Below are 12,940 nucleotides of genomic sequence, written 5' to 3' on the forward strand. Positions count from 1 at the left end.
GAATGAAATATAGGCATTGGCTATAGCTGTTTATATAGTGATATTTTAAAGGTGTAATGTGAATGAAGCCTTTACTTATCACTTATAAATAGCTTTTATTTTTGTAAAGCGCTTCCCTATTCATTCATATTATGCAGCATTTATTAAGAGGGGGCATTATTGTATGAGCCAGAAATATGAAAAATTAGCTCAAGAAATTGTAGAGAAAGTTGGCGGCAGGGAAAATATATCTACATTAACTCATTGCATGACCAGACTTAGATTTGCATTGAATGATAATAATAAGGCAGATCAAAAAGCGATTAAAGCGTTAGATGGTGTAATTGATGCTATCGAGAGCGGTGGACAGTTTCAGGTGGTCATTGGAACACATGTTGAAGACGTATACACTGAGGTCATCAAGCATTTCCATCCTGCGGAAAATTCAAATGATAAAACGGCCGATGCGAGAAAAGTAAGTGTTTTTGGCAAATTGATCGATTTCGTTTCCGGGACATTTAGTCCAATCGTTCCTGCTATTGCAGGCGCTGGTATGATAAAAGCATTGTTGGCTCTTCTCATTTTGTTTGGTTGGCTTTCCAAGGAGTCCCAAACCTACTATGTAGTCAATTTTATGTCGGACGCCATTTTTTTCTTCTTACCCTTTTTATTATCCTATTCAGCTGCCAACAAATTAAAATGCAGCCCCGTTCTGGCACTGGTTTTGGCTGGTATATTGCTCCATCCGAATTTATCCCAATTGCGGACAGACGGGAATGAAGTTAGCGTTTTCGGAATTCCGTTGACACTGGTTTCTTACAGTTCCTCAGTTGTTCCCATTCTCTTGACGATTTGGGCACAATCCTATATTGAACCCATATTCAAAAAAATCATTCCAAACGCTGTGAAAATTATTTTTGTTCCGATGTTTACAATTTTGGTGGTAGGACTCATCAGCTTAACTGTATTAGGACCGTTAGGATCATTTTTCGGAACTTATTTAGCCATGGGATTTGATTTCCTGGGTTCACATGGATCTTGGCTGATTATTTTTTTAATCGCAACCTTCTGGCCTATTCTTGTTATGTTTGGGCTGCATCATAATATCGTCCCATTATCACTGACTCAAATCACTACATTGGGATACGAAAATATAATCGGTCCGGGAGCATTAGTATCCAATATTTCTCAGGGTGTTGCTGCTTTAGTTGTCGGATGGAGAACGAAAGACTCAGCAAGTAAACAAATTGCCAATTCCAGCGGAATTACAGGCCTGATGGGAATTACGGAAGCTGCGCTTTACGGTGTTAATTTACCTAAAAAGTATCCCCTTATTGCTGCTATGATTGGTGCTGCCAGTGGTGGACTTTACGCAGGGCTGATGAATGTTTCGCGTTATGCGACAGGTGCTTCAGGAATTCCGGCTATTCCACTATACATCGGAGATAATATCTGGAATCTATATAATATATTGATTGCATTAGTAATTACAGCTGTTGTAACAGCGGTTATTACCTACTTCTTAAGTCTGAAATATGAAAAAGATTTGATCATCCAAGCAACTATTATCAGTGAGGACGAAATGACTACAATTAAAGACTCTGTGGTTATGAGCCCGATTAAAGGGGCCATAATCCCACTGCAGGACATACAAGATGCTGCATTTGCTTCTGAAGCAATGGGAAAGGGAATTGCCATTGAACCAGGTGAAGGAAAAGTGATTGCTCCTTTTAATGGGGTTGTCGTTACACTGTTTCCTAAGAAACATGCAATGGGTTTATTATCTGATGACGGTGTCGAAATCCTTATCCATGTTGGATTGAACACGGTTAAGCTTAATGGAAAATATTTTGAAGCCTTCGTTGAAGAGGGCCAGAGAATTACTAAAGGACAGACGCTGCTGACCTTTGATCTGGAAAAAATCAAACAGGAAGGTTATATCACTCAGACTCCTGTTATTGTAACAAACACCTATCTTTATTCTGACGTGATCACAGATAGCAGTTATAGAAATATTGATTTTAACGATGAGCTGCTGCTTGTAAAAGCATAACAATATTTAATATTTTAAGCATAGGAGTGTATATAAATGGTCTTAAGAAAAGATTTTCTGTGGGGTGGAGCTACAGCTGCGAACCAATGTGAAGGCGGATACGCAGAAGGAAATAAAGGGCTGTCTACGGTCGATGTAATTCCAGCGGGGAAGGATCGGGTTCCTGTTATGAAAGGCAAGGTCAGAATGCTCGAATGTGACGAAGAACATTTTTATCCAAGCCATGAAGCCATTGATTTCTATCATCGCTATAAAGAAGACATCGCATTATTAGCGGAAATGGGTTTTAAGTGCTTCCGTTTATCCTTGGCATGGACACGGATCTACCCTAATGGAGATGACGGGCTTCCGAATGAAGAGGGGTTGAAATTCTACGAACGTGTTTTTGATGAATGTTTAAAATATGGCATTGAGCCCTTAGTAACGATTACTCATTTTGATGTACCTATCCATTTGGTGAAAACAATCGGCTCCTGGAGAAGCCGCAAAATGGTTGATTATTATGAGAGACTATGTGAAACCATCTTCACCCGGTATAAAGATAAAGTGAAGTATTGGCTAACCTTTAATGAAATCAACATGTTACTGCATTTGCCTTTTGGAAGCTCTGGCTTAGTGTTTGAGGTAGGCGAAAATGAAGAGGCTGTGAAGTATCAGGCAGCACATCATCAATTGGTCGCAAGTGCGAAAGCAACTGAAATTGCGCGCAGAATCAATCCCGGATTTAAGATTGGATGTATGTTAGCGGGTGCCAGCACTTATCCGTATACTTGTGCACCAGATGACGTATGGAAAGCAATGACAAGAGACCGGGAGCATTACTTCTTCGTTGATGTGCAATCCCGCGGGGAATATCCAAGCTATGCCAAGAAAATGTTTGAACGAATGAATATTCACTTAGAGATGGAAGACGGGGATGAGGAATGCTTAAGAAATAATACCGTTGACTTTATTTCGTTCAGCTACTATGGTTCACGTTTAACCAGTGCAGACCCGGAAGTAAATACACAAACAGCGGCTAATCTGTTTCCGACACTGCGCAACCCACATTTAAGAACAAGTGAATGGGGATGGCAGATTGATCCGCTTGGACTAAGAATTACATTGAACGCCTTATATGACCGCTATCAAAAGCCGTTATTCATTGTCGAAAATGGATTGGGAGCGTTAGATGCACCTGACGGGATTGGATATATCGCTGATGATTACAGAATCGGGTACCTGCGTGAACATATCCAAGCCTTTATAACAGCAGTAGAAGAGGATGGGGTTGATTTGCTGGGGTATACAACTTGGGGTTGTATTGATTTAGTAAGTTCCAGTTCTGGAGAGATGAGTAAGAGATACGGTTTCATTTATGTGGATAAAGATGATTACGGAAACGGCACATTGAAACGCAGCAAGAAAAAATCCTTTGAGTGGTACAAAAAAGTAATTAGCAGTAATGGTAAACAACTTTGACTAGCAATTACTGAAGAAGCAATACGCGTGGAGTCATGGACTCGATGCGTTATTGCTATATAAATGATCGTATTATCTTCCTTGACTTAAAGTGAACTTTAAGTGATAAGGTTAGAAACAAAATGACATTGAGGTGAATGAGATGAATATTACCCAGGTCGCTAAGCTGTTTGATCTTTCAGCAGCAACCTTAAGATACTACGAGAGCATAGGCTTGTTTCCACCGATAAATCGGAATAAAAGTGGAGTGCGCGACTACAACGAAGAAGACATTAAATGGATTGATTTTGTAAAATGTATGCGGGAATCAGGTTTGACAATAGAGGCATTAATTGAGTATAAGTCTTTATTCGCTACAGGAGATCATTCGTTAGAAGCACGCCAAAAAATTTTGGTCGATGAAAGGGAGAAGCTCATAGAGAAGCGGGATGAAATCGATAAATCAATCAGCAGATTGGCCGGGAAAATTAAGGACTATGACGGAAAATTGCTTGAACGGGAGAACAAGCTCAAAGGCACGCTCGTAACAGAAGCAAAGCATGAATAAATCAGAAACCCGGCTGCTAAAAGGAGTGAAATAACTATTAAATCTAAGGAAAAACTAAAAACATACTCCTTGCTGTCAGTTGCGTTATTAATTTCTTCAGGACCGGTAATCGCCGCTAATATTCCGGCGATAGCGCAGGATTTTCCTGCTATTTCTCTGACACAGGTAGGGTTACTGACTACAATACCTTCCCTGTTTGTCATTTTTGGTGTTCTAATCGGGAATCGGCTGGAACTGTGGATCGGAAAGAAGAGAACCATTTTAACAGGGTTAGGATTCGTATTCATTGCAGGGACATTCCCGGCATTGAAGCACGATATTTTTTCATTGTTATTCGTTTCCCGCTGTTTGTTTGGTCTGGGTATAGGTTTATTTAACCGGTTAATCATTCAGATGATCAGCGACATATACCAGAATAATCCTGGAAAACAGGCATCTTTAATTGGACTCGAGAGTGCCTTTGAAGGATTGGGAGGTATCGGTCTGACGCTATTCGTGGGCCAATTATTAAAAATTAACTGGTACACATCATTTTATGTTTATGCATTGGCACTTCCCATTTTTGCAGCATTCCTTTTCTTTGTTCCGGCTGATAAAAAGGAGCTAGAGAAAAGCAGGGCGGAGCAACAAACAAAGACCTCAGACCATCCAAGTAATAGAAGACCTTTACGAGTGATGATTGGCTTTGGCATTTTATTGTTTGTAATTGTAACTATTTTTATCAACTACAATATCCAGATTACTCCTTTGATTATGGAGAGAAATATTGGGAACGCGACGAATGGCAGCAATATGATTGCCTTTATAGGTTTAGGAGCCTTTATTGCCGGCTTCTCTTTTGGCAAATTATATAAATATCTCGGGAACTATATTGTACCTTTAGCCATCCTTTTACTTGGAGTATCCATGTTTGTAACGACGATCTCACAGAGTGTTTTTCTTACTACATTTTGTTCAATGGTTATCGGTTTTTCATTTCGGTGTATCATGCCTTATTTGCTGCATACATTTACGCAGCAAATTGCGAAAATGGCAAAATTGGGCACTACGATCGTGTTGGTCGCTTATAACTTAGGAGCCACACTTTCACCTTATGAAGGGACATTGATTAGACAACTATTTTATATCCCTAGTATACAATCATTGGTTTCCACTAATGCAGTTATTCTCTTATTGATTGCCATAACTGGTTTTGGTGTAGCTTACGTAAATCAAAAAAGAAAAGTGTTCAAAGAATTCGTCTAACGAAGCAGCTCGTTAATCTGGGGAAAGCGGTGAAGCATACAGTGTTTGACTTTGATAAAATGACTAATCGTTTGGGCACGAACTCTTATAAATGGGATATTAATTCCAACGAGCTTGCGCTGTGGGTGGCAGACATGGATTTCGAGATATCTCCAGTGATCGTAGAGGCTCTGCAGAAGAGATTAGACCATAAGATCTTGGGTTACACCATGGTACCTGATACGTACTATAATGCGGTTGCAGAGTGGTGGAGAAGGAGGCATCAATTTCAGATACAACAGGAATGGATTATGTTCTGTACTGGTGTCGTCCCGGCGATTTCCTCCATTGTGCGTAAAATGACCAAAGTTAATGAGAAAGTGCTGGTGCTGGCTCCAGTCTATAATATCTTTTATAACTCGATCGTGAATAATCAGCGAAAAGTTCTTACGAGCGAACTGGTCTATAAGGATCAAAGGTATTCCATCGACTTCACCGATCTTGAAGAGAAACTAGCCGACCCTGAAACAACACTTCTGATTTTCTGCAACCCGCATAATCCAGTAGGCAAAGTGTGGGACAAACAAACACTTGAGACAATCGGCAACCTTTGTATTAAACATCATGTCCTGATCCTTTCTGATGAAATTCATTGTGATTTAACGCATCCTGGCTACCGTTATACTCCCTTTGCTTCAGTATCCGAAGAGATAGCCCTGAATAGTATCACGTGTGTGGCTCCAACCAAAACATTTAATCTGGCAGGACTCCAAACGTCATCTATTATCGTACCTAATCCGAAGCTGCGGGCGCTTGTGAATCGTGGCATCAATACCGATGAAGTGGCCGAACCCAATGCTTTTGCAATTGAAGGAGCCATTTCTGCTTTTACAGAAGGGGAACCTTGGCTTGACGCATTGCTGGAATATTTAATGGGCAATAAGCAATGGATTGAATATTTTATTGCAACAGAGCTTCCAGAGCTTAAAGTCATTCATTCTGAGGCTACCTACCTGGCGTGGATTGATTGCACAGCTGTAACTAATGATTCGAAAGCTTTAGGTGAATTTATAAGAAGAGAAACCGGGTTGTATATTTCTGAAGGAGCCATTTTTGGCGGGAATGGACAAGGGTTCATTAGAATGAACTACGCCTGTCCCAAAACGCGTCTGGAAGATGGCTTGCAGCGTTTGAAGCGGGGGATTGAGATTTTTCACAAAGCTAAAAAAGGCTGAACTGCTAATGTCCACTAAAAAAGGACGCTAAGCCTGCCTATAATAACGATCCGTCTTCAGCATGCCCCCGTTGATTTTGGAGCGGTGGGGAATCCCTGCGGCCGGGAAGCCCCGTGTTGTTATTCACCCCCCAGGGTGATTTTGTTCCTGTTAGAGATTTACAAGTTTTTATAATGCTTGACGTCCCCATGCAGTATAATCTCAGCAACATCATCCGTGATATCGATCCTTGAAAGGCTAGTTGGAAGGATTTCGGGCGATTTCCATAGCTGCTTCATTTCGCTTCCGGCAAAATGAGCCATCAGCATTTTGACTACAATGGTATGCGTAACAATGAGCACCGATTTCCCGGGGTGTTTCTGCACAATTTCATTTAAGAATCCAATGGCTCTGTCATGCACCTGCGTATACGTTTCGCTGTCAGTTATTGCAAACTTCTCGGGGTCGTTCCAAAAAAGATTCCATTGCTCAGGAAACTGGGCTTCCACGTCAGCGTGAACGCGTCCTTCCCAGATCCCAAACCCCATTTCCATCAGCGCTTCGGAAGTTTCCAATGGGATATTCCTGTCCCCGCAAATTAATTCTGCCGTTCGTATAGCCCGGGGACTCGGGCTCGTGTAGACAATGTCTAAAGGGACAGCATCCAAGGCGGTTTTTAAGCTTTTTGCCTGACGGACTCCGCGTTCTGTTAAGGGGGAATCTTCAAAACCCTGCATGCGGTGCACAACGTTCCATTCCGTTTCACCGTGTCGCGTTAAATACAGTTTTATACTCATAAAAATGGCCTCCATCAATATTGGCTGTTAACATCATTATGTATGAATTCGGAAAAGTCATCAACAAAATCAGGAGCTGGATAAGGAATCAGCCCGCTTTCAAGTTGTTGGATACGAATACTTATACTTGTCTGGACCTATTCCAATTTTACACGATATCTTGGAGGGATTACAATTAATTAAAAAGGGGAATCCCAAGCTAGGTCTTAGGTTAGCCAACGGCCAATCCGCTGCGGAAATCGTCAGGAGAAACGGTTCTGATTCGAACATACGTATTCGCAAATGAGGAAATAGGAGGGTTTAACTTGACGGAGTATCATTATTTAGAGGTAGAAGGCTTAAATGTTTTTTACCGGGAGGCTGGTGATCCCGGCAAACCGGTAATTTTATTGCTCCATGGTTTTCCCACTTCAAGTCACATGTTCCGGGATTTAATACCGGTTTTAGCAGAAGGCTATCACGTAATTGCTCCTGATTATCCGGGATTCGGGCAAACAACATCACCTGATAGAAGCTCATTTAGTTATACATTTGACCATCTGACTGAAATTATTGCAGCCTTTATTGAACGGCTGGGACTTACTAAGTATGCCCTGTATGTCTTTGATTATGGGGCGCCTATTGGCTTTCGTTTAGCCATGAACCACCCAGATGATGTTACGGCGATAATTAGCCAGAATGGTAATATATACGAGGAGGGTTTAGGTAAGAAGTGGGCTGCGCGGGCAGAATATTGGCGTAATCCAACACCTCAAAAAAGAGAAAGTTATCGGAGCGCATTTGAAGCTGATACGATTAAGAGTCAATATCTTGATGGAACACAAGCTAATCGGGTTTCTCCTGATGGTTATAATCTGGATATTGCATATATGTCCCGGTCTGAAAATGATGAAAAACAATTAGATTTAATTTTTGATTACCAGAATAATATCAAGATGTATCCACTCTTTCAGCAGTATCTTCGCGAATATCAACCGCCAGTTTTGGCAGCTTGGGGTAAAAACGATGTTTCATTTATTCCTGAGGGGGCTAACGCCTTTAAAAAAGATGTGCCTGATGCCGAGATTCATCTGTTAGATACCGGCCATTTTGCATTGGAAACACATGCGAATGAAATAGGGGAACTTATTGGGGCTTTCTTAAAGAAATATGATATCTTGTGAGATAAATGGACTTGGTCACATAAAACTTCTAGTACAAGCAATCCAGAACCAATTGCTTGTACTAGAAGCCTGGATACGCTGCCGCTCGTTAGTTGCAAAGCTGTGGTGGGGACAGAGCAGATTCCTTCACGGGCAAACGGATGTGGACACAATACATATCTCCGGTTCGTGTGACGGCCAGGGTCCCCTTGTGGTTTTTGATAATTTTCTCACATGTTTTCATGCCGATGCCTGTGCCGCTTACCCTTTCCAGGTTAGGGCTGATATGATTTTGAATATCCAGCCATAACCATTGATTGGCAAGAGAGCATTTAATAATTACGGGTTTCGATGTTTCCGCATATTTTGTAATGTTGGAAAAGAGATTATCAAACACTCTGCGCACGGCAAGCAAATTGATGTCGATCTGAAAGGGGGCGCTGCAGGGAAGATACTCAAATTGAATCCCGTGATTTTGCAGTCCCAGCAGCTGCTCATCCATTAGCTGATCAATCAATGGCATTCCGTCGAAGGTGTCCAGCGCCAAATCTTCCTCTTCGGTATTAAACACTGTAAAATACTCAAACAATTGGTCTGACAGCGTTTTGATTTGATAGGCTTTTTCGCGGCTGTTGTGAATATACTTGTTCAGGTTGTCTTCGGTGCCATATTTTTGGTACGCAATGATATCCAGATAACCTACAAGCGCTGTGAGCGGTGTTCTCAGATCATGTGACATCGCCGTAACCAGTTCACTGTTGGCCAACCTCGCCCGGTCTTCACTGTTCAGTCTTTCCATAAAGGATTTTCTCATTTCATTGATGCTTTGAGCCAGTGAAGATAGCTCATCATCGCCGCTGACTGTAATGGGGTAATCCAGATTGCCCCCCTCCAGTATTTTGATTTCATTTTCCAGTACTCCGATATAAGAAGTTTTCCGGTTGATAAAGAACAACATGATGCAGATAAAGCAGATAAAGGAGAGGGCGAGGGTTACATAGCTAATGATAGAAAAATACTTGTATTCAAAAAAGCATTCCATATATAGCTGGACGTTGGTGTCGGCAAAAGCGACAGGCACAAGCGGAATCCCTTTGAGAACCGGGTTTATTATGTAATTCTCGTCTCCGGCAGCAGCCTCTTCACGATCCGAGCTGTATACCAGGTTATGATCTTTGAAAAGAAAGACCGATACATATTCCATTTTGCCCACCCATTTGGTTAGCTGCTCATGATCGCTCAAGGCCAGCCTGTTATCGGACACATATTCCTTGAATTCGGCAATGGCTTGATTTTTTTGATTCTCCATGAAGGTGCTTTTATTGAAATAGTCCCCCATAAGGTCCTCCGCAGTGAATTGCAGCAACAGAAAGATGCCTGCAGAGACTATGAACGAGAACAACAGAGATAGAATTAATTTGTTCCTCAGCTTGCCGGATACGGGCTTCCTAATCAATGCGATACCCCTTCCCCCAGACGGTTTTGATATACTCTGGGTTCTGCGGATCGGCCTCCAATTTGCTTCTCAGATTGCGGATATGCACCATGACCGTATTGTTGCAGCTATAGAAATAAGGCTCGTTCCACACGCTCTCATATAGATTTTGTGCAGAAAATATTTTCTTCCGGTTCTGTGCCAGCAGCAGCAGAATTTGATATTCAATTTCGGTCAGCGTAAGCTCTTGCTGGGCCATAGCCACCTCATTGGAGGCGGTATTGATGGTCAAATCATGAATGCGGATGCTGCCTGGAGAAGTCACGCTGTCTTTTCCTTTATAGACGTAATATCTTCTCAGCAGCGCCTTTACCCTGGAGACCAGCTCAGTATAGGAAAAGGGTTTGGAGAGGTAGTCGTCGCTTCCCGCAGAGAAGGCCATGTATTTATCGGAGTCTTGCGTTTTTGCTGTTAAAAATAATATAGGAGCGCTTGATTTCTCGCGGATCTCCACACATGCCTTAAATCCGGATTTTCCAGGCATCATAATATCAAGGATGAATAAATCTATCGTTTCATCGACCTTATGGACCGCATCATCTCCGTCTACCGCTTCGATTACATTGTAGCCCTCGCTTTTTAATAACACACGGACAATCTCCCGGATCTCATCGTTGTCATCTGCGATCAGAATATTCGTTGTATGGTTCATTGATCTTCCTCCGTTCGCTCTCAGTATATAATTCAATATTGATTTAATCTAGCGGATAGAGAGGACTTAAGAATTCTTAAGATTCTCTTTAGGTCATCCTTAAGAACCTCCCCGTATACTGCGAACTACAATACGTAAGAAAGGATCATCTACTTATGGCCCCATCCAGAAAAATCTTTATCGGCAGAATATCCTTGTTAATATTGGCGGGTTTGGCAGTTGCTCTAATGCTGAAATATCTGCCGGATATCCTTGAATTGACCGCGTCCTTCGATGAATTCCGCAAGTATGTCCTCTCAAGCGGCAAATGGGGACCGGTGATATTAAGCCTGTTCCAAATTCTCCAAACCGTAATTGCCCCGATTCCGGGGGAGGTCGTGCAAATTGCCGGAGGCTACATTTATGGCGTCACACTGGGAACAGTTTATGTAACGGCCGGGATGCTGTTAGGCTCAGCGATTGCCTTTTATTTCACCAGATTTATGGGAGGCTTCCTGGTTGGAAGATTAATCGAAAAGAAAAAGCTTAAGTGGATGACAGATATGATGGAGAGAAAGAATTTTTCGGTATTTTTGTTTATTTTCTTCCTGATTCCCGGGCTGCCCAAGGATTTATTGGTGTATATTGCAGGGCTGACGCCGATGAAGCCGCTCAGGTTCTTCGGAATACTGCTTGCGGGAAGATTGCCTTGGCTGATCGCATCTGTAGCGGTCGGGTCCAACATTTATCAGAAAAACTATACCTCCACCATCATCCTTTCCGTGCTGGCTTTGCTGGCTTTCGTATTGGGATTTATTTATAAGGATAAGCTGATTCACAAATTCGGGGCCGGCAAGAGCGCCGGCCGTTCATAATTTATTGCTGAAGGCGGAGAGAAGTATGCTTAAAAAGTCTATACCCAATGTGCTTACGTTCCTGAATTTATCGTTTGGGGTTCTGGCCATACTTGAGATTATCAATGAGAACTACTTTATCAGCGGGGTGTTTCTAATTCTTGCGGCGGCAGTGGATAGATATGACGGGAGAATCGCCCGTTTCTTGAACGTATCCAGCACACTCGGCAAAGCACTGGATTCCCTGGCGGATCTGATCTCATTCGGAGTTGCGCCGGCGCTGTTAATCTTCTGCAAGTATAATTTTCTGAACCTGGGCTATATCAAAGGGATTGGCATCTGCGTGTTATTGTTGTATGTCATCAGCGGCTCTTATCGCTTGGCCAAATATAACATCAGTCATTTCGACAATGTATTTATAGGCGTGCCCATTACCGTCGCGGGTTTTATTCTCGCCGCGTATTCATTGGCTGCCCCTATCAATAGTGCTTTTACAATGGGTTCTGTTGTGCTGTTGCTGTTCCTTGCCTACCTCATGGTCTCCAAATTTAAATTCAACAAAAAATAAACCAACATGATGAATATGCTGGTTTAGGAGGAATTCAATGAAAAATTACCATGCCTAGCCTTGTAGTTTTACACCACACCCTGCTTCGCTTTCCCGCACTTAAGATTGTAAGTCCGTCCATACGCCTTGCCATATCTGACGATCCGGTTAATCATGCTGCGGTCCTTCAGCTTGGTGAACGGACAGGGATCGGGGGCTGTATTGACTTCCAGAATCCATGGCTTCAGGTGCCGGTCCAGGGCAAGGTCCACGCCGATTTCCTGAAGGCCGGGATAGGCGGTGCTTAGCTGCCTGGCGGACTTCACGCCAATGTCATACATGGCTGCGATCAATGCTGTCCGCTTCTTCAGGCTGGTATAGGGTGTTAATAATACCTCAACCGGATAAATCGTTCCCCCTTGGCTGCCGTTGGTAACCACCTTGAGCGGATGCGCTACCCGTCCTGCCGCCCCTGTAGCTTCCCACTGGCCCTTGAGATTGCGCTGCACCATCACCCGGATATCGAAAGGACGGCCCTGGTGAACCAGGAGCCGGATTCCTTTTTGGACCAGATAGGACTTCCCTTGGGTTTCTCTATGGATTGCACGATATGCCGTGTCAAAATCAGAGAATTTGTGTATTTGCGTACCCGCCTGATAGCGGTAAGACATCCTAACCCTCGGGGTATGCTCCCCACTGTTTTTGCTTCTCAAGCTGCTGCCCGCTGTTTTTTCAACCCGCATCACCCCCTGCCCCAAAGACCCGCAGCATGGCTTAACGTACACCATCTGATATTTTTGCAGCATCTCCTGAAGTACGCTCTGATTCATTTTTTTGGTTACCGGGATATGCCTTCTTAACTCTTGGCTCCTGGCCAGCACCTTTGTTTTCGTCAGCTTGCTGGATATCCGCCGGATTTGCTCCTTCACTCTATCCCTCCGTCTCAATTAGTCTATATAGGCTATATTACGGTAACAAGTCAGCTTTGGATTGGGC

Annotated in this window: 12 protein-coding genes; 8 read left to right on the forward strand and 4 right to left on the reverse strand. The window is 42.8% G+C overall.

The window, feature by feature from the left end:
* The first annotated feature begins 163 nt into the window (after positions 1-163).
* From BLQ82_RS01755 to BLQ82_RS01775, 5 genes are all read left to right on the forward strand, one after another.
* On the forward strand, positions 164-2,032 hold the full coding sequence (locus BLQ82_RS01755; protein WP_062526793.1) for a beta-glucoside-specific PTS transporter subunit IIABC: 1,869 nt from the start codon (positions 164-166) through the stop codon (positions 2,030-2,032).
* Between the two features lie 36 nt (positions 2,033-2,068).
* Positions 2,069-3,493, forward strand: a complete 1,425-nt coding sequence (locus BLQ82_RS01760; RefSeq protein ID WP_062526795.1) for a 6-phospho-beta-glucosidase — start codon at positions 2,069-2,071, stop codon at positions 3,491-3,493.
* A 142-nt stretch (positions 3,494-3,635) separates the two neighbouring features.
* Positions 3,636-4,040 carry a MerR family transcriptional regulator gene (locus BLQ82_RS01765; protein ID WP_062526797.1) on the forward strand — a complete coding sequence of 135 codons (405 nt, stop codon included), beginning with the start codon at positions 3,636-3,638 and terminating at the stop codon, positions 4,038-4,040.
* Positions 4,041-4,109: 69 nt separating this feature from the next.
* Entirely contained in the window at positions 4,110-5,285 is a 1,176-nt protein-coding gene (locus tag BLQ82_RS01770) for an MFS transporter (RefSeq protein WP_163704391.1), read from the forward strand.
* 29 nt (positions 5,286-5,314) lie between these two features.
* Positions 5,315-6,499: a MalY/PatB family protein gene (locus BLQ82_RS01775; protein ID WP_244280669.1), complete on the forward strand. Its 1,185-nt coding sequence runs from the start codon at positions 5,315-5,317 to the stop codon at positions 6,497-6,499.
* A 158-nt stretch (positions 6,500-6,657) separates the two neighbouring features.
* On the opposite strand, the gene BLQ82_RS01780 is transcribed toward BLQ82_RS01775, so the two are convergent.
* On the reverse strand, positions 6,658-7,275 hold the full coding sequence (locus BLQ82_RS01780; RefSeq protein WP_062526801.1) for a histidine phosphatase family protein: 618 nt from the start codon (positions 7,273-7,275) through the stop codon (positions 6,658-6,660).
* Positions 7,276-7,580: 305 nt separating this feature from the next.
* Here BLQ82_RS01780 and BLQ82_RS01785 point away from each other — a divergent pair, with 305 nt between their 5' ends.
* Complete coding sequence (locus tag BLQ82_RS01785; protein WP_062526803.1) at positions 7,581-8,438, forward strand: alpha/beta fold hydrolase; 858 nt, start codon at positions 7,581-7,583, stop codon at positions 8,436-8,438.
* Between the two features lie 88 nt (positions 8,439-8,526).
* Here BLQ82_RS01785 and BLQ82_RS01790 read toward each other — a convergent pair whose 3' ends face one another.
* Both BLQ82_RS01790 and BLQ82_RS01795 read right to left on the reverse strand, forming a co-directional pair.
* Entirely contained in the window at positions 8,527-9,873 is a 1,347-nt protein-coding gene (locus tag BLQ82_RS01790) for a sensor histidine kinase (RefSeq protein WP_062526804.1), read from the reverse strand.
* Positions 9,866-10,564 (reverse strand): response regulator transcription factor, encoded by a 699-nt coding sequence (locus tag BLQ82_RS01795; RefSeq protein WP_062526806.1) that lies wholly within the window; start codon positions 10,562-10,564, stop codon positions 9,866-9,868. The genes BLQ82_RS01790 and BLQ82_RS01795 overlap by 8 nt, the downstream gene beginning before the upstream one ends.
* Before the next feature lie 155 nt (positions 10,565-10,719).
* On the opposite strand from BLQ82_RS01795, the gene BLQ82_RS01800 reads away from it, so the two are divergent.
* Together BLQ82_RS01800 and BLQ82_RS01805 are read left to right on the forward strand one after the other, a co-directional pair.
* Positions 10,720-11,418, forward strand: coding sequence for a TVP38/TMEM64 family protein (locus BLQ82_RS01800; protein WP_062526808.1), 699 nt, complete (start codon positions 10,720-10,722; stop codon positions 11,416-11,418).
* A 25-nt stretch (positions 11,419-11,443) separates the two neighbouring features.
* Complete coding sequence (locus BLQ82_RS01805) at positions 11,444-11,965, forward strand: CDP-alcohol phosphatidyltransferase family protein (RefSeq protein ID WP_062526811.1); 522 nt, start codon at positions 11,444-11,446, stop codon at positions 11,963-11,965.
* 68 nt (positions 11,966-12,033) lie between these two features.
* Here the strand turns inward: BLQ82_RS01805 and BLQ82_RS01810 are convergent, their stop codons facing one another.
* Positions 12,034-12,873, reverse strand: coding sequence for a YheC/YheD family protein (locus BLQ82_RS01810; RefSeq protein WP_062526813.1), 840 nt, complete (start codon positions 12,871-12,873; stop codon positions 12,034-12,036).
* Positions 12,874-12,940 lie beyond the last annotated feature (67 nt).

The sequence above is a fragment of the Paenibacillus jilunlii genome (assembly GCF_900102965.1).
Lineage (GTDB): Bacteria > Bacillota > Bacilli > Paenibacillales > Paenibacillaceae > Paenibacillus_AQ > Paenibacillus_AQ jilunlii.